This window comes from Rhodococcus sp. 05-2254-2 (assembly GCF_002259095.1).
Taxonomy (GTDB): domain Bacteria; phylum Actinomycetota; class Actinomycetes; order Mycobacteriales; family Mycobacteriaceae; genus Rhodococcoides.
The window spans coordinates 243,306-260,576 of record NZ_NOZJ01000009.1 but is presented as its reverse complement, the minus strand read 5'-3'; the positions used below and the strand labels follow the sequence as shown (position 1 = coordinate 260,576).

Sequence of the window (17,271 nt, the reverse complement as noted above, 5' to 3'; positions counted from 1 at the left end):
CTTCTTCAGGGCCCCTGGGGGGCGAGGCCCGAACCGGGGCCGTTCACTGGGAACGGCCCCAGCCCGGATCATGCACTGCGAGAGCGGGATTCGCTGAGTCGAAAGAACGACTCAGTGCATCACGCCTTTCCGAAGGCGAGCGCTACGTTGTGCCCACCGAATCCGAACGAGTTGTTGATCGCGTAATCGATCTGTCCGACGCGGGGCTCGCCCTTGACGACGTCGAGATCGATCTGGGGATCTTGATTCTCCAAATTCAGTGTGGGAGGGATGATTCCCTCACGCACTGCCAGCACCGTCAGAACCGATTCGAGAGCGCCGACGGCACCGATCGAGTGGCCCAGCGCGGATTTCGGTGCGTACACGGCTGCGTGATTTCCGACGGCCTTGTTGATCGCGAGCGCTTCGGCGGTGTCTCCGATGGGAGTTGCCGTTGCGTGGGCGTTCACGTGGGTGATGTCGGACTTCTGCAGTCCTGCGGTCTCGATTGCACGCTTCATGGCGCGCGCGGCACCCGTGCCCTCCGGGTCGGGAGCCACGAGGTGGAACCCGTCGGAGGTGATTCCGGCACCGAGCAGGCGGGCGTGGATCGTTGCGCCGCGTGCCTTGGCGTGCTCCTCGGTCTCGATGACCATGAGCGCACCCGCTTCACCGAAGACGAAGCCGTCACGATCCTTGTCGAACGGACGTGACGCACCCTTCGGGTTGTCGTTGTTGGTGCTCATCGCCCGCATCATGGAGAAGCTGGCGATCGGAACCGCGTCGATGTAACCCTCGACGCCGCCGGTGACGACCATGTCCGCGTCGCCCATCACGATCATCCGCCACGCGTGTGCGATGGCTTCCGATCCCGAGGAGCAGGCGGAGACGGGAGTGATGACACCGGCCTGTGCTTTGAGCTCGAGTCCGACGACCGCTGCAGGGCCGTTCGGCATGACCATCTGAACGGCGAGCGGAGACACCTTGCGATAACCACCGGCCTTCATCTTGTCGTTGGCGTCGATCAGAGAATCGCCGCCACCGAGGCCGGTACCGATAGATACGCCGAGGCGGAGGGGATCGACGTCGGGAGTCCCGGCGTTCTTCCAGACCTCACGACCGAGAACGGTGGCCAGCTGCTCCACATAGCTCAGGCGACGAATCTCGACCCGCGAGAGCAGGCTCTGCGGGTTCACCGCGAGGTGGCCGCCGATCCGCACGGGCAGGTCGTACTCGGCGACGAAATCGTCTTCCAGCGTTGCGATTCCGCTGTCGCCGTTCAGCAGACCCTTCCACGTGGCATCGACGTCACCCGCGAGTGACGTGGTCGCAGCGAGGCTGGTGACGACGACACTGGGGAAGCGTCCGTTGGCGGTGGATGGGTTGGTCATGGGCCGTGTCACTCGCTCGCGGAGTCGTCGAGCTTGGCCTTGATAGCTTCTGCGGCCTCGGGGTTCTCCGCTTCGAGCTTCTGGATGTAGTTCACGGCGTCGCCGACGGTGCGCAGACCTGCGAGGTCCTCGTCGGGGATCTTCACGCCGTACTTGTCCTCGGTCTGCACTGCGATCTCGACCATGGAGAGTGAGTCGATGTCGAGGTCGTCCACGAAGGACTTCTCGATGGTCACCTCGGACGGTTCGATGCCCGTGACCTCCTCGATGATCTCTGCAAGTCCGGCGATGAGGTCTTCCTGGCTGGCCACTGTTGTGGCTCCCTTCTCTTCTGTGTAGAACGCCGAAGTCATGTGCTTCGAGACGCGATTGTGCATTTCTGCCACTCGGGGAGTGGAAGTGCGAGCCGCAGTGCTGTGACTGCGAAGTGTGTGGGTCGAGCTAACCGAGCTCGACCATTGCGGAAATGTCCGCCGGTGTCTTCAGGCCGAGATTGGCGACGCCGCGCAGTTCGCGTTTGGCGATACCGACAAGTGCGCCTGCCGGGGGCAGCTCGACGAGTCCGGTGACCTCCGCGGTACGTAGGTAGGCGTTGCACAGATCCCATCGCACGGGGCGAGTGACCTGGGCAGCGAGCTTGTTCAGGGCGTCGGCACCCGAGGAGACCGGCTGACCGTCCGAGTTGGACAGCAACGTCCGCGTCGGCTCCGACGGGGTGATGGCGGCAGCGGCTGCGGCAACGGTGTCGCCCGCGGACGCCATGTACTTGGTGTGGAATGCGCCTGCGACCGGTAGTGCGCGAACCCGAGCCTTCTCGGGCGCGCTCTCGGCCAACTCGGCGAGCTTGGTGAGCAGCCCGGCTGCGACGATCTGACCTGCAGCGTTGACGTTGGCCGGAGCGAGGTCCAGCTCTTCGAGGCGGGCCAGGACAGCAGCTTCGTCGCCCCCGAGCACGGCGGACATGCCGGTCGGCTCGAGCGCGCAGGCCTTGGCCATTGCTGCGCCACGGACGGCAGCGAGCGATACGGCGTCGTCGGAGGAGATGACGCCGGCGATCGCAGCGGCGGCGAGTTCGCCCACCGAGTGTCCGGCGACGACGGCGTCCTCGGGGAACAGGCCGCGCGATGCGATCTCCTCGAACGCGAGCAATGCCGACGCGACGACCAGAGGCTGGGTCACTGCGGTGTCGGTGATTTCCTCGGCGGTGGCTGTGGTGCCGAGGCGGACGAGGTCGAGACCGGAGGCCTTCGACCACAGCGCGAGTCGGTCTGCCGCACCCGGCAATTCGAGCCAAGGCAGCAGCATGCCGGGAGTCTGGGAGCCCTGACCGGGCGCAAGCAACGCAATCACAGGGTTAAGAGAACACCGTCGGGTGCCGAATGAGTGATGTCGCGCTCGATGAACTCTCGACAAGCAATTTGTGGGAACCCTACAAATTGCCTCGTGGGGATCCGCTATCGCCGAAGGGTGGTCCGGCGTTACGTGACTACTTCTCCGAATGTGACCTGTGTGACATATGGGGCAGGATGGGGCGGTTCGTGATGCGTTCGAGCCAACCTACCTACCGTTGCCGCAACCCTGAGTACGTACGCATCGCGCGGATGCGTGGGGTCGCGACCGGTGACCTCGGCGATGCGCTTGAGCCGATACCGGACGGTATTTGGATGAACAAACAGCTGCCGTGCGCAGGTTTCCACCGCTCCGCCACAGTCCAGATACGCATCGAGGGTGTCGGCCAGTCCCGAACCTGCCGCGGCCAACGGAACGACCACGTGATCGTTCAACGCCGATATCGCCGCACCGTCGTTGAGCAGTGCGCGCTCGGGCAGTAGCTCGCCCGCATGCACCGGACGCGGCGCACCCCGCCACCCCGCCACGGCCTGCATCCCCGCGAATGCCTCCACCGCGCTCGAGTGCGCCGCACCGAGGGTGCGGGTGGTCGGGCCGATGACGACGGGTCCGTCCGAGAAGTTCTGCAGCATGTCGTCGATGAAGGCGCGATGGGTGGCAGTGTCGTCGAGCTGACCGCTGACCACCATCACCAGCCGCGTTCCCTGCACCACTGCCAGTGCGGCGCGACCGTGCTTCTGCGCCACGGCGTGCACGGTTCCGACGACCGAGACGCCTCGATCGTCGGGAGGAGTGCCCACCAGCACCGTTGCGGGCGCGGTGGCGTCCCAGTTCAACGTGGCGGCACGCGAGAGCATGTCCGAGCCGGTATCTCCGCGTACGACGGCGTCGACCACGAGGGCTTCGAGGCGGGTGTCCCAGGCTCCGCGTGATTCGGCTGCGCTGGCGTAGACCGACGCGGCCGCGAAACCCAGCTCTCGCCCGTAGCGCAACACGGCCTCGGTCAGGGCCACCAGCTGCTGATCGTTGCGTGCCAGCGCCGGGAGCCACTGCTCAAAGAACTCCATCGCCACCCGCACCATGTCCACTGTCTGGCGCAGAGTGAGGCGTCGGGCAAGGTCCTGGGGAATGACCTGGAAGGCATCGAGGCTGAAGCGAATATCGCTGTTGGGGTTCTTCAGCCATTCGAGGAAGTTGTCGACGGCTGTCTGAATCAACAGTTGGACGCTGGCACGTTGGGCCGCGTCGAGATCACCGAAGAACGGCAACTGCCCCTGCATCGTGGTGACGGCCTCGGTCGAGAGTCGGCCGGAGAACTGTTTGACGCGACGCAGCAGCGCATCGGGCAGGGGATCGCGTTTCTGGCGGGAGGGTGCCAGTGAGGCGACCGGAAGGTGCACTTCGTTGTCCGAGGTCAACGATTCACGCAACGCCTCACGGTAGGCGTCGCGTCGGGACACATCGCGTGATGACGCGCTGCCCGGTGAGTCGGGTTTCGCATCGGACATAAGGAGAACCTACGCCCGACCCCCGCCCCTATCGCGACGGACATGCTTCGCGACGTGGGACGGGGGTCGGCCGAACAGGGGTGGAACCTACGCCGAACCGGTGTCGGCGTACGACGTCGGTGCTGCGGTGACGTCGTCGATCTTGTACTTCTCCGCGGCCTCGACTGCCTTGGACTTGTCGATCTCACCGGATGCGGCGAGAGCGGACAACGTGGCGACGACGATCGACTCGGCGTCGACGTTGAACACCCGTCGGGCGGCCGGACGGGTATCGGAGAATCCGAAGCCGTCGGTGCCGAGGGTGACGTAGTCGCCCGGAACCCACTGACGAATCTGGTCCGGAACAGCGCGCATCCAATCCGACGATGCGATGACCGGGCCGTTGGCGTCGGCCAGCGCCGAGGTGACGAACGGAACCCGCTTGTCGGCACCGGGGTTGCGCAGCGACTCCTTCTCGGCGTCGACGCCGTCGCGGCGCAGCTCGCCCCAGGACGTCACCGACCACACGGCCGAGCGCACGCCCCACTCCTCGAACAGCAGCTCACGGGCCTTGCGGGCCGACACCATGCCGACACCCGACGCCAACAGCTGCGCCTCGGGTCCGTCGCCCTCCTGCGGAGCTGCGAACCGGTAGATGCCCTTGAGCAGACCCTCGACGTCGAGGTTCTCCGGCTCGGCCGGCTGTACGTACGGCTCGTTGTACAGGGTGATGTAGTAGAAGATGTTCTCGCCGCCGAAGCCTTCCACGCCCTCGGTGCCGCCGTACATCCGTCGCAGACCGTCCTTGACGATGTGTGCGATTTCGTACGAGAACGCCGGGTCGTAGGCCACGGCCGCCGGGTTGGTCGACGCCAGGAGTAGCGAGTGACCGTCGGCGTGCTGCAGACCCTCACCGGTGAGCGTGGTGCGACCCGCTGTGGCACCGAGGACGAATCCGCGAGCCATCTGGTCTGCCGCTGCCCAGAGACCGTCGCCGGTGCGCTGGAATCCGAACATCGAGTAGAAGATGTACAGCGGGATCATGACCTCGCCGTGCGTCGCGTACGAGGTGCCGACCGCGGTGAACGACGACGTCGAACCGGCCTCGTTGATGCCCTCGTGCAGGATCTGGCCGACCGAGCTCTCCTTGTAGGCGAGCATCAGCTCCGAGTCCACCGAGGTGTACAGCTGGCCGTTGCGGTTGTAGATCTTGAGCGACGGGAACCACGAGTCCATACCGAACGTGCGTGCCTCGTCGGGGATGATCGGCACGATTCGGTGGCCGATCTCCTTGTCTCGCAACAGCTCCTTCATGACGCGCACGAGCGCCATGGTGGTGGCGACTTCCTGCTTGCCCGAGCCCTTGCGCAGCGTCTTGTACGTGTCGTCGCCCGGCTGCGGCAGCGGCTTGACGTCCACTCGCCGCTCGGGGACGAATCCACCGAGCTTGTTGCGGCGATCGAGCATGTACTGGATCTCGGGAGCGTCCGCACCGGGGTGGTAGTACGGCGGCATGTACGGATCCTTCTCGAGCTCCTCGTCGGAGATCGGGATGTGCTGGAGATCGCGGAACGTCTTGAGATCGTCGAGCGTCAGCTTCTTCATCTGGTGCGTGGCGTTACGGCCCTCGAAGTGCTTGCCGAGGGTGTAGCCCTTGATGGTGTGCGCCAGGATGACCGTCGGCTGGCCCTTGTGCGACATCGCGGCTGCGTAGGCAGCGTGCACCTTGCGGTAGTCGTGGCCGCCGCGCTTGAGGTTCCAGATCTCGTCGTCCGAGAGATCCTTCACGAGCTCCTTGGTGCGCGGATCGCGGCCGAAGAAGTGATCGCGAACGTAGCCGCCGTCGTTGGCCTTGTAGGTCTGAAAGTCGCCGTCGGGCGTGGTGTTCATGAGGTTCACCAGTGCGCCGTCGCGGTCCTTGTGCAGCAGCGAGTCCCACTCGCGGCCCCAGACGACCTTGATGACGTTCCAGCCGGCACCGCGGAAGAACGACTCCAATTCCTGGATGATCTTGCCGTTGCCGCGGACCGGGCCGTCGAGGCGCTGCAGGTTGCAGTTGACGACGAACGTCAGGTTGTCGAGGCCCTCGGTAGCGGCCACGTGCGCGAGTCCACGCGACTCCGGCTCGTCCATCTCGCCGTCACCGAGGTACGCCCACACGTGCTGATCGGTGGTGTCCTTGATGCCGCGGTCGTTGAGGTAGTGATTGAAGCGGGCCTGGTAGATGGCGTTCATCGGGCCGAGACCCATCGATACCGTCGGGAACTCCCAGAAGTCCTGCATCAGACGCGGGTGCGGGTACGACGGCAGTCCGCCGCCCTCGTTCACATGGCTGGCCTCTTGGCGGAAGCCGTCCATGCGCTCGGCCGGGATACGACCTTCGAGGAAGGCGCGGGCGTAGATGCCGGGGGAGGCGTGCCCCTGAATGAAGATGTGGTCGCCGCCGCCCGGGTGGTCCTTGCCGCGGAAGAAGTGGTTGAAGCCGACCTCGTAGAGCGCTGCCGACGAGGCATACGTGGAGATGTGGCCACCGACACCGACGCCGGGACGCTGCGCGCGGTGCACCATGATCGCGGCGTTCCATCGGATCCAGGCGCGGTAGCGGCGTTCCATGGACTCGTCGCCGGGGAACCACGGCTCGTTCTCGGTGGGAATGGTGTTGACGTAATCCGTCGACGTCAGCGACGGCAAAGCGACGCGGCGCTCGCCGGCGCGCTCGAGCAACCTGAGCATCAGGTAGCGAGCGCGGTTGGGGCCGGACCTCTCCAACAAGCCGTCGAACGATTCGATCCATTCGTTGGTCTCGTCGTTGTCGATATCGGGCAGGTACGACGCGACACCCTCACGGATGACGCGGACCCGTCCGTCCGAGCCCTTCTTGCCTGCAGACGATGTGTTCTGCCGTTCGCCGCTGTTCACTTCGGACAACGTGTGCACTCCTCAATGTGGCGGACGCTCGGTGTGGCGCCCGGTCCCGGTAGACCCGCCCCTGTGACGGCGGTCTACTTTCCTCGTTCTCGTGATTCCTCCCCAATCCTGCCGCATCTCGTCGGTTCTGGTAGTACAGAGGTCCGATACCCACCAGTAGAAATTTATGTACGCAATTTCGGCGCGGTCAGCTTGCGCGAACGGCTTCGACACTGTTCGCTTTGACTACTGCACCCACAATTCAAGGAGGTCACCACCGTGGTCGCCGCGGCGGACGCTCAGAACTACGCTCAGAAACTTGGCATCACTCGCGACATGGTCGTACAGGAGCTGGGCTGGGACGAGGACACCGACGATGATCTGCGCGCCGACGTAGAAGATGCGATCGGTGGCGAGACCCTCGACGAGGATTCCGACGAGGTGATCGACGTTGTACTGCTGTGGTGGCGCGACGGAGACGGTGACCTGGTCGATGCACTCATGGATGCGATCGGTCCGCTCTCGGACGATGGCATCGTGTGGGTCCTCAGCCCCAAGACCGGCATGTCCGGTCATGTCGAACCCAGTGAGATTGCCGAGTCCGCCCCGACCGCAGGATTGACGCAGACCTCTGCGGCAAACCTCGGTGACTGGATCGGAAGTCGATTGGTTCAGCCCAAGACCCCTGCCACCAAGCGGTAGGGGAGATGCTCGATACAGGAAGACGGTTCTAGATGCCGATCGAGGTTGGCGCAGTTGCGCCCGACTTCACCCTCAAAGACCAGAACAACCAACTGGTCACGTTGTCGTCGTACAGGAACGTGAAAAACGTTCTGCTCGTGTTCTATCCACTGGCCTTCACCGGCACGTGCCAGGGCGAGCTGTGCAGAGTGCGCGACGAGCTACCGACCTTCGAGAACGACGAGACTGCGATCCTGGCAATCTCCGTGGGTCCGCCTCCGACCCACAAGATCTGGGCTGCAGAACAGGGTTACACCTTTCCGCTGCTGTCGGACTTCTGGCCGCACGGCGAGGTTGCTCAGGCGTACGGCGTGTTCAACGACAGCGCCGGATTCGCCAATCGTGGAACGTTCGTCGTCGACAAATCCGGAATCATCAGGTTCGCCGAAATGAACGGACCCGGCGAGGCTCGCGACAGTTCTTCGTGGGCCGAGGCTCTCGCACAAGTGAGCTGACCTGCGGAATTGTAGTTAGACATCAGACACGATAAATTTCTCCAAGCGTTCCGGTGGCCCGGGGTTGTCCCCAGGCCACCGGTACTCGGGCGTATAGCTCAGCGGTAGAGCTCTGGTTTTACACACCAGCGGTCGGGGGTTCGAACCCCTCTGCGCCCACCGTCTTCCGATACGCGGCTCGCCGGGACCCCGCACAACGCGCCCGATGCTCCTCTGGCAGCCGTTCATCCGCGCCGAAGAGTGTGTGGCTGGGTTCAGCCGTGGTGTTACGTTCGACCCGCACCCGACGACACCGACACGAGGCGGACGATGTGACCCGGTACGACGCACTGACAGAACTTCTCGACGAGAGGTATTCGTGCCGGCAGTTCCTGCCGAAGCAGGTCTCGCGTGAGGTACTCGAACAGCTACTGTCTGCCGCCCGGCGTACACCGTCGTGGTCCAACACCCAGTCGTGGCAGATCATCGTGACCGAAGGCGATGCCACCCGGAAGTTCTCCGAGGCCTTGGTCGAGCACGTAGCGGCCGGTGTGCCGCAACCGGATTTTCCGTTCCCAGCCAACTACAACGCCCTGCACCGCGCGCGGAGACGTGAATGCGGTGGGGCGCTGTACGAAAGCATCGGCGTGGTCAAATCCGACACCGAGGCGACGACCCGGCAATTCATTCGCAATTACGAGCTGTTCGACGCCCCGCACGCGGCCATCATCACCACCGACGCCGATCTGGGTGTGTACGGCGCGGTCGACTGCGGTTTGTATCTGCAGACTTTCCTGCTGGCCGCGCAGAGTCTCGGTCTCGGAGCGATCGCACAAGCAGCCCTCGCCGCGTACTCACCGTTTCTGCACGAGTGGTTCGACATCCCGGACACTCGAAAAGTGGTGGCCGGCATCTCCTTCGGCTACCCGGACGAGACGCACTCGATCAACGGATTCCGTACCAGCCGAGCCCCTTTGGACGAGACGGTCACGTTCGTCGGGAGCTGACATCGTCGAGCGCTCCCGACTGCGACGGCAGTCCGTCGGCGACTCGGCTGCCGGTCCGCAATCCGCCGTAGGTCTTCTGCCGGATGGTCGCGAGGGTGATCATGCCGATCACGGCCGAGCCTATGACGAAGTAGGCGGGTGAAACCGAGCTTCCGGTGCGGTCGATCAGCCACGTCGCAATGTAGGCAGCGGTCCCACCGGTCGCGATCGTCGCAATGTTGAAGCCGAGAGCGACGCCGGTCAATCGAACTCGCGAGTCGAACAACGACGGGAACAGGGGAGCGGTTGCCGTCTGGATCAAGGGTGTGCCTACCGCGAAGAACATGAAAGCAATTGCAGCAACGAACAACCCGTGACCACTCATCATCGACATTGCCGGGTACGCGAGCAGTGCCGAGGCGAGCAATCCGCTGGCCAGCACACGCACGCTGCCGAACCGATCTACCAGCAACCCGGCGAGCGGCATGGACGCCGCGACGAGCACGATCACACCGGCCGCAGTCCAGGTGACCGAACTCTGACTGAATCCACCTTCGCGCACCAAATGGATGCCGATGTAGGTGAGCACCATGTATCCGGTCGCGTTCTGAGCCACACCCAGTCCGAAGACCTGCAAAACCTGCTTGGGGTGAGTGCGAAGCAGTTCGGTCAACGGTGCCTTCGCGACTTCGTTTTCCGCGACTGCGTTGACGAACTGCGGGGTGTCTTCGATTCGAGTTCGGGTCCAGAGGCAGAACAGCACCAGTGGGATGCCGAGCAGGAACGGAATTCGCCAGCCCCAGCTGGTCATTTGTGCATCGGTGGTGAGAGTGGAGGTGACGGCCACAGCGATGGCCGCGAGTGCGAAACCGCTGTTGCTACCCAATGCGACGAAAGATGCGCCGAGCCCCTTGCGTTTTTCGCCGACCGTCTCGTAGACGTATGTGAGCGCGCCTCCGAGTTCGCCACCGGCCGAGAAGCCCTGGACCAGACGGGCGATGACCAACAGGATCGGCGCGAGAACCCCCGCGTTCTCGTAGGTGGGGAGGAAGGCCATCAGTGCACTGCCGACGCCCATGAGCAGAACAGAGAACAACAAGGCGCGCTTGCGGCCGTGTCTGTCACCGAGGCGGCCGAAGAAGATTCCGCCGATCGGACGCATCAGGTAGGCAGATGCGAAGACGGCCAGACTCGCGAGCAACGACGCAGTCGGGTCGTCGCCGGGGAAGAACAATGGGCTGACGACGACCGCGAGGTAGGCGTAGACGGTGAGGTCGTAGTACTCGACGATGGTGCCGACCGTGGCAGCGAGTACGCCACGGCGTCTGGTCTGCTCAGGGGTGCGAATGGTGGCCACGGACTGCTCCGATTCTGTGTGCGACGGCGACGAGGGGGCGAGATCTGCACGTGTCGTCACACCTTAACCGGTTAAATGTGTACATACTTCGAAATAGTGAACAAGAATTAAAGTAACTATCGCGCGGACGACGTGGCTGCCGGCGATCCGGTTGAGAGATGTTCGCGCGCACTGTTTTCGGTGGCATCAGCGGGCATGAACACGGCAACGGTCCACGCCGATTGCGCTACCGCCACGAGGGAACCCGAGCGCACAAGGGAGTGGAGCAGTCGCGCCGCGAGGTTCAGTGCCGGAGCGCGTCGATCAGCGCACGCGCCACATCCGTCCCCGAACGCCAGGCGCTCTCCACCCTGGGCACTCCGGCTTCGCACCATTGATCGCCCGCCAAACCGACGAAGCGTCCGTCCTGTTGCTGCAACGCGAAGTTCGAATCGTGCTGCGTCGCAGGCTTGGCGAATGTCCATCGATGAGCGTGACTCCACGCGGGTGCCGCCGAGACGACGGACAATTCGCGTAGCGCGGCGAGAACCGGGGCGATCGCACCATCGGGGTCGTCCAGATGCTGCTGAGCTCGTTCCGACGTGGTGTGCACCACCAGAACCGGAGCACCGTCGCCTCGGCGTGCACCGTCGTCGACGACAAAATCGATATCAGGATGATCGTTGACGAACGCCGCATCGCGGAAGGGGATGTCGAGCCCGTCGAACCCACACGCCACCGCGATGACAGGAACGTAATCGACGGCATCGGGGACGGCGATCAGTCGCGCCGCCTGCGGATCCGGCATCGCGACTACGACATGGCCGTCGGGCAATTCGGTCAGCTCGGTGGAATGCTCGATGTCGAAGCCCTCGAGCATGTTTCGTACCAGCGATCGCAGCCCGTTCGGGGTAGCCCAGCGAACGGGTCCGGTCGTTGTGCACGGGGCTGTTGCGGGCTTGAGGATGCCGAACGTGTTGGCCCACTGGCGCGCCAACCCAGCCGACTCCCAATCGGCAACCACGGTCGAGAATTCCTGATCACGAACGGTGAAGTAACCGGCGCCCAGGTCGACGCGACGGCCGTGCAACTCCGGCGACGACATCCGCCCGCCCGGAGCTCGGCCTCGGTCGACGATGCGGAACGGCACGCCTGCGTCGCGGAGAACCCGCGCGCAGGCGGCGCCGGCCATGCCCGCACCGACGATGGTGACCGGATCGGTGATGCTGTCCGCTTCGGAGTTCATGCGTCCAGTATGCCCGGATTCACGCGAATATCTCTGTACCACCGGCTGTCTGGACATAACGGTCACCCGCTGCGTCCGCGTTCACATTGTGTTCGACTACAGGGATGGCCATTACGGAGAAGCCGGACACCGGCGAGAACGGACTCGGTACCAGCCTGAAACCACGGCACGTGACGATGATTTCGATAGCCGGAGTCATCGGCGCGGGATTGTTCGTGGGTTCGGCCAACGCCATCGCGACGGCAGGCCCGGCGGTGCTGCTGGCGTACCTGTTCGCGGGAACACTCGTGATTCTGGTGATGCGCATGCTGGGGGAGATGGCAACGGCCAATCCCGACACCGGCTCGTTCTCCACGTATGCCACACGCGCACTCGGACATTGGGCCGGATTCTCGGTCGGGTGGCTCTACTGGTGGTTCTGGGTGTTGGTGATCCCGGTCGAAGCCACCGCGGCAGCGTCGATTCTCACCAACTGGCTCGGCGGAGCCCAGTGGATGTGGGCACTGCTCATCGTCATTGCCCTCACCGCGACCAATCTGATCAGCGTCGGCAACTACGGCGAATTCGAGTTCTGGTTCGCGCTGGTGAAGGTGGTGGCGATCATCGCGTTCATCGGCCTCGGAATCGCGGCCATCCTGGGATGGCTACCCGATTCGGAAGTCAGTGGTGTGGACCAACTCTGGGCCTCGGGCGGATTCATGCCCCTCGGGTTCGGCGCGGTGATCGCGGCCATGCTCACCACGATGTTCTCGTTCATGGGTTCGGAAATCGTCACCATCGCCGCCGCCGAATCCAAGGACCCGGCAAAGGGAATCACCCGCGCCACCAACTCGGTGATCTGGCGAATCTCGATCTTCTACTTCGGCTCCATCTTCGTCATCGTCGCTTTGGTGCCCTGGAACGAACTGGACCCCAATACGGGCTCGTACCAATTCGTGCTGTCCAAGATGGGAATTCCGCACGCCGAGACCATCATGGACATCGTCATCCTGACTGCCGTCGCGTCGTGCCTGAACTCTGCGCTCTACACCGCGTCGCGCATGCTGTATTCGCTCGGCGACCGAGGCGACGCACCCAGGGCGGTCAAGAAGATCACCACGAACGGGGTGCCGTGGATCGCGGTGATCGCCTCGATGGTTCTCGGCTTCCTCGCCGTGATCGGAAACTACATCCTGCCCGAGAAGCTCTTCACCTACCTGCTGGCGACCACCGGTGCCGTCGCCCTGTTCGTCTACCTTGCCATCGCCAGCAGCCAGCTGGTGCTGCGACGTCAACTCGACCGCGACGACGAACGCCCTGCCGTTCGGATGTGGCTCTACCCGTGGTTGACCTACCTGGCCATCGGATTCATCGTCTTCGTCCTGGTGATGATGGTGGTCCGGCCGGAGCAGCGGTCGTCGATCCTGCTCTCGGCCGTCCTCGCCGCAGTGACCGTGATCGGCGGAATAGTGGTGCAACGCCGAAATACGCGGCGCGACACTGTTGCCGCCCGCGCATCGGAGTGACTGCGACTAGATTCCCGCGTACACCTGCCGGTACAGATCCACGATCTGTTCGGCGGTCGGCACGATTGGATTGTTGCCCGGGCTGCCGGACGCGAGTGCCTGCTCGGCCATGAGCGGCAACAGGTCGTCCCATTTCGCCTTGTCGATACCGAAGGTCTCTGGCGTCGGCACCTCAACCTCACGGCACAGCGTGACGATCGCATCCTGCAACTTGCCACCGGCAACCTGATCGGAATCGCTTTCCGACGCCGCGCCCAGTGCGCGTGCACAGTCGGCGTAGCGCGCCTGTGCCCCGTCGATCGAGAATGCGGTGACGGCAGGCAACAGCATGGCGTTGGAAAGCCCATGTGCAACATGGAAATGAGCCCCGATGGGACGACTCATCCCGTGCACCAGGCAGACGCTCGCATTGGAGAAGGCCATTCCGGCCTGCGTCGAGGCATGCATCATGGCCTCGCGCGCCTGCCGGTCGTCGCCGTCCCGATACGCCCGCAGCAATGACGTCCCGATCGTGCGAATCGCACTGAGCGCCAAACCGTCGGAAATGGGGTTGGCCTTCTTGCTGACGTACGCCTCGATGGCGTGGGTGAGAGCATCGACACCGGTGTCGGCCGTCAGGCGCGCCGGCATCGACATCGTCAACTCGAAGTCGATGATCGAGGCGATCGGCAGAAACGACAGCCCGGGGCACAACATCTTTTCGTCCGAGGCGACGTCGGTGATGATGGTGAACTGAGTTGCCTCCGAACCACTTCCGGCCGTGGTGGGGATTGCGATGATCGGAAGTGCCGGGCCGGTCGACAGCACGGGAGCTTTGAAGTCCCGCATCGTGCCGCCCTGCACCGCGAGGATGGCCAACGCCTTGGCCGTGTCCATCGGACTGCCACCGCCGAACCCGATGATCGAATCGGCCGAATGCTGCTGCACCGCGTCGAGACCGGCCACCAACGAATCGGTCGTCGGATCCGGAACGGTGCCCGAGAACAAGGCAGGCGTCTTACCGGCCTCGGTCATGATCTTCATCAAACGATCCGCCGAGCCGTTGCCGGCCATGAACGCATCGGTGACGAGCAACGGCCGTGACACGTCGAGGTCGGTCAGAACCGTCCCCAGCTCCTCGACGGCACCGCCGCCCAGCTTGAGAAACCGAGGAAACGAAATATTGGCAACCATGGGTGTGCTCCTTAGCGCTGTGGACCCATGTGAGCGGAAATTCGTAACCGGCTACGAAGTTCCGTGCACATGCGTCAGCTCTGTTTCTGGGCTCAGCTGTTTTCAGGGAAGCCGAGGTTGATGCCGCCGTGGCTGGGGTCGAGCCAACGACTGGTGACAGCTTTGCCGCGGGTGAAGAAGTGGACACCCTCGGTGCCGTGGGCGTGGCTGTCGCCGAAGAGGGAGTTCTTCCAGCCACCGAAGCTGTAGTACGCCATGGGAACCGGGATGGGCACGTTGATGCCGACCATGCCGACCTCCACCTCGTTCTGGAAGCGACGGGCAGCCCCACCGTCGTTGGTGAAGATGGCGGTGCCGTTGCCGTACGGGTTCTGGTTGATCAGTCGAAGCGCGTCGTCGTAGGTCTCGACGCGGACGACCGAGAGGACCGGTCCGAAGATCTCGTCGGTGTAGACGCTCATGTCGGGAGTCACGTTGTCGATGAGGGTGGGGCCGAGCCAGAAACCGTCGTTGCCACCGTCGGGCTGGACGGTGCGTCCGTCGACGACGAGGGTGGCTCCGGCTGCTTCGCCTGCATCGACGTACGAGGTGACCTTGTCACGGTGGGCCTTGGTGACGAGTGGACCCATGTCAGCCCCTCGGGTGCCGTCGCCGGTGACCAGCGGAGTGGTGCGTTCGGCGATCTTCGCGACCAGTTCGTCGGCGACGTTCCCGACGGCCACGAGTGCGGAGATGGCCATACAGCGTTCCCCTGCGGAGCCGAAGCCCGCGTTGACCATGGCGTCGGCGGCGAGGTCGAGATCTGCATCGGGGAGTACGACGGCGTGGTTCTTGGCACCGCCGAGGGCTTGGACGCGCTTTCCGTGTGCGGTGCCGGTGGAGTAGACGTACTGGGCGATGGGGGTGGAGCCGACGAAGGAGATCGACTTGATCTTCTTGTTCTCGAGGAGTTCGTCGACGGCAACCTTGTCGCCTTGGAGGACGTTGAACACCCCGTCGGGCAGACCGGCCTCGGCCCAGAGCCGGGCGAGCCAGATACTCGCGCTCGGGTCTTTCTCCGAGGGCTTGAGTACCACGGTGTTGCCGGCCGCGATGGCGATGGGGAAGAACCACATCGGGACCATGGCCGGAAAGTTGAAGGGGGAAATGATGCCGACCGGTCCGAGCGGTTGACGGATGGAGTAGACGTCCACGCCGGTGGACGCGTTCTCGGTGTACCCACCCTTGAGCAGATGCGCCATGCCGCAGGCGAATTCGACGACTTCCTGGCCGCGGGAGATCTCGCCGAGTGCATCGGAGAGGACCTTCCCATGCTCGGCGGTGATGATCTCGGCGAGCTCGTTCTTCCGCGCGTTCAACAGCTCTCGGAACGAGAACAGGACAGAGGTCCGCTTGGCAAGGGAAGTATCGCGCCACGCCGGGAATGCGGCTGCGGCCGCGTCGATGACCGCGCGGGCGTCGCCGGGATCGGCCAGGGTGAGGGTGCCGGTGACCTCGCCGGTAGCGGGGTTCGTGACGGGGGCGGTCCGGTCGGAGCTACCGGAATAAGTCTTTCCATCGAGCCAGTGCGCAATGACGTCGGTCAACGTTCGATCCTTCCATCGGTGTGTCTCGAGTCTCACTTGTACGGATGCACATGTCAAAGGCCAAAACCGCAGATCGCTGTGCAGAAATGCACACTGGCGATAGTCTCGGTGGGTGTTCAACGCAGACCATCTCCGCTACTTCCTCGAAGTGTCGAGGACGGGGCGTCTGACCGACGCCTCGCACACTCTCGGTGTGGACCACACCACCGTCGGTCGGCGCATCACGGCGCTCGAGAAATCGGCCGGGCAGCGTCTGTTCGACAGAACGCCGTCGGGCTGGCGACTCACCGAGGCGGGTCGACGCCTCGTCGGATACGCAGAGACCGTCGAATCGACGCTCATCGCCGCCTTCGAGGATCAGACCTCCGACACCGGCTCTCTGCGAGGGACCGTGCGCATCGCGGCCCCGGACGGGTTCGGAGCATTCGTCCTGACACCGAAACTCGGCGTACTGCGAGGCAAGCATCCGGATCTCGACATCGAACTGGTCACCGCCACCGAGCACAACTCGTTGGCCACCAGGGAATTCGACATCGCAATCACGTTGGAGCGGCCGTCGCCGCGATTCGTCGTCACTCGCAGGTTGGCGACGTACTCTCTCGAGCTCTACGCCGCCGCCGAGTATCTCGCCGCGATGTCGCCGATCCGGACTGTCGACGATCTGCGAGAACACACGCTGATCTCGTACGTCGACGCGCTGCTCGACGTGGCGCCGCTGCGAATCCTGGATTCGATCCTGCCGGAGGGCCGTGCGCAGATTCAGACCAACAACATCACCGGGCAGTGGATCGCGGCGAGATCCGGGGTGGGAATCGCGCCCTTGCCCAGCTACATCGGTGACCCGGACGAGGCCCTCGCGTCGGTTTTGCCCGGCGTCGTCTCGGTCGAGCGGACGTATTGGACGGTGGTGCCGCGCGAGCTGACCGGTCTGGCTCGGGTGAAGGCCGTCGACGAATTTCTGCGGTCGGTGGTGACCGACGAACAGCATTTATTTCCTGTGCCGCAGTAACGACGAGAGAAGTGCACAGTCCGAGAGTGTCGGTGGCCGTTGACATTTGGACGTTTCGATGAGACGCGCGTCTCGTGATGACGGACACACGTGACGCCGACCTCAAAGAAGTGGGAAACAGTGAAGATAGGGGTAACAATC

General features: G+C 63.9%; 14 protein-coding genes and 1 tRNA gene. 6 read left to right on the top strand and 9 right to left on the bottom strand.

The genetic code is table 11. The annotated features are described in order from the left end of the window. Window positions 1-119 precede the first annotated feature (119 nt). From CH283_RS15835 to aceE, 5 genes are all read right to left on the bottom strand, one after another. Window positions 120-1,370, bottom strand: a complete 1,251-nt coding sequence (locus CH283_RS15835; RefSeq protein ID WP_068052249.1) for a KasA/KasB family beta-ketoacyl-ACP synthase — start codon at window positions 1,368-1,370, stop codon at window positions 120-122. Window positions 1,371-1,378: 8 nt separating this feature from the next. Further along, window positions 1,379-1,723, bottom strand: a complete 345-nt coding sequence (acpM, locus tag CH283_RS15830; protein ID WP_045199610.1) for a meromycolate extension acyl carrier protein AcpM — start codon at window positions 1,721-1,723, stop codon at window positions 1,379-1,381. A gap of 88 nt (window positions 1,724-1,811) precedes the next feature. Continuing rightward, a complete protein-coding gene (locus CH283_RS15825) occupies window positions 1,812-2,720 on the bottom strand; it encodes an ACP S-malonyltransferase (RefSeq protein ID WP_094640167.1) in 909 nt (302 codons plus the stop codon). A 128-nt stretch (window positions 2,721-2,848) separates the two neighbouring features. Continuing rightward, window positions 2,849-4,228, bottom strand: coding sequence for a PucR family transcriptional regulator (locus tag CH283_RS15820; protein WP_231893914.1), 1,380 nt, complete (start codon window positions 4,226-4,228; stop codon window positions 2,849-2,851). 87 nt (window positions 4,229-4,315) lie between these two features. Next, window positions 4,316-7,135, bottom strand: coding sequence for a pyruvate dehydrogenase (acetyl-transferring), homodimeric type (aceE, locus tag CH283_RS15815; protein WP_094640411.1), 2,820 nt, complete (start codon window positions 7,133-7,135; stop codon window positions 4,316-4,318). 258 nt (window positions 7,136-7,393) lie between these two features. Between aceE and CH283_RS15810 the strand changes: the two genes are divergently transcribed. The 4 genes from CH283_RS15810 to CH283_RS15795 all read left to right on the top strand — a co-directional run bounded on the left by CH283_RS15810 (window position 7,394) and on the right by CH283_RS15795 (window position 9,296). Further along, a complete protein-coding gene (locus tag CH283_RS15810; RefSeq protein WP_032379129.1) occupies window positions 7,394-7,816 on the top strand; it encodes a DUF3052 domain-containing protein in 423 nt (140 codons plus the stop codon). 32 nt (window positions 7,817-7,848) lie between these two features. Next, entirely contained in the window at window positions 7,849-8,310 is a 462-nt protein-coding gene (locus CH283_RS15805; RefSeq protein ID WP_094640166.1) for a peroxiredoxin, read from the top strand. Between the two features lie 87 nt (window positions 8,311-8,397). After that, window positions 8,398-8,469 (top strand) — tRNA-Val (locus CH283_RS15800). A 152-nt stretch (window positions 8,470-8,621) separates the two neighbouring features. Further along, window positions 8,622-9,296: a nitroreductase gene (locus CH283_RS15795; protein ID WP_176460272.1), complete on the top strand. Its 675-nt coding sequence runs from the start codon at window positions 8,622-8,624 to the stop codon at window positions 9,294-9,296. Here CH283_RS15795 and CH283_RS15790 read toward each other — a convergent pair. Continuing rightward, on the bottom strand, window positions 9,277-10,632 hold the full coding sequence (locus CH283_RS15790) for an MFS transporter (protein ID WP_094640410.1): 1,356 nt from the start codon (window positions 10,630-10,632) through the stop codon (window positions 9,277-9,279). The two genes, CH283_RS15795 and CH283_RS15790, sit on opposite strands and share 20 nt — an antisense overlap. 283 nt (window positions 10,633-10,915) lie before the next feature. Further along, window positions 10,916-11,857 (bottom strand): NAD(P)/FAD-dependent oxidoreductase, encoded by a 942-nt coding sequence (locus tag CH283_RS15785; RefSeq protein ID WP_094640164.1) that lies wholly within the window; start codon window positions 11,855-11,857, stop codon window positions 10,916-10,918. 104 nt (window positions 11,858-11,961) lie between these two features. On the opposite strand from CH283_RS15785, the gene CH283_RS15780 reads away from it, so the two are divergent. Then, window positions 11,962-13,362: an amino acid permease gene (locus CH283_RS15780; RefSeq protein WP_094640163.1), complete on the top strand. Its 1,401-nt coding sequence runs from the start codon at window positions 11,962-11,964 to the stop codon at window positions 13,360-13,362. A gap of 6 nt (window positions 13,363-13,368) precedes the next feature. On the opposite strand, the gene CH283_RS15775 is transcribed toward CH283_RS15780, so the two are convergent. Together CH283_RS15775 and CH283_RS15770 are read right to left on the bottom strand one after the other, a co-directional pair. Then, window positions 13,369-14,535: an iron-containing alcohol dehydrogenase gene (locus CH283_RS15775; RefSeq protein WP_094640162.1), complete on the bottom strand. Its 1,167-nt coding sequence runs from the start codon at window positions 14,533-14,535 to the stop codon at window positions 13,369-13,371. 92 nt (window positions 14,536-14,627) lie between these two features. Beyond that, complete coding sequence (locus CH283_RS15770; protein ID WP_094640409.1) at window positions 14,628-16,121, bottom strand: CoA-acylating methylmalonate-semialdehyde dehydrogenase; 1,494 nt, start codon at window positions 16,119-16,121, stop codon at window positions 14,628-14,630. Window positions 16,122-16,233: 112 nt separating this feature from the next. Between CH283_RS15770 and CH283_RS15765 the strand changes: the two genes are divergently transcribed. After that, entirely contained in the window at window positions 16,234-17,130 is an 897-nt protein-coding gene (locus CH283_RS15765; protein WP_094640161.1) for a LysR family transcriptional regulator, read from the top strand. The last annotated feature ends 141 nt before the right edge of the window (window positions 17,131-17,271 follow it).

What these genes read in the sequence shown, in the direction of transcription:
- CH283_RS15835 (WP_068052249.1), bottom strand. Translation starts at nt 1,370, where the DNA reads ATGACCAACCCATCCACCGCCAACGGACGCTTCCCCAGTGTCGTCGTC.
- acpM (WP_045199610.1), bottom strand. Translation starts at nt 1,723, where the DNA reads ATGACTTCGGCGTTCTACACAGAAGAGAAGGGAGCCACAACAGTGGCC.
- CH283_RS15820 (WP_231893914.1), bottom strand. Translation starts at nt 4,228, where the DNA reads ATGTCCGATGCGAAACCCGACTCACCGGGCAGCGCGTCATCACGCGAT.
- CH283_RS15805 (WP_094640166.1), top strand. Translation starts at nt 7,849, where the DNA reads ATGCCGATCGAGGTTGGCGCAGTTGCGCCCGACTTCACCCTCAAAGAC.
- CH283_RS15785 (WP_094640164.1), bottom strand. Translation starts at nt 11,857, where the DNA reads ATGAACTCCGAAGCGGACAGCATCACCGATCCGGTCACCATCGTCGGT.
- CH283_RS15780 (WP_094640163.1), top strand. Translation starts at nt 11,962, where the DNA reads ATGGCCATTACGGAGAAGCCGGACACCGGCGAGAACGGACTCGGTACC.
- CH283_RS15775 (WP_094640162.1), bottom strand. Translation starts at nt 14,535, where the DNA reads ATGGTTGCCAATATTTCGTTTCCTCGGTTTCTCAAGCTGGGCGGCGGT.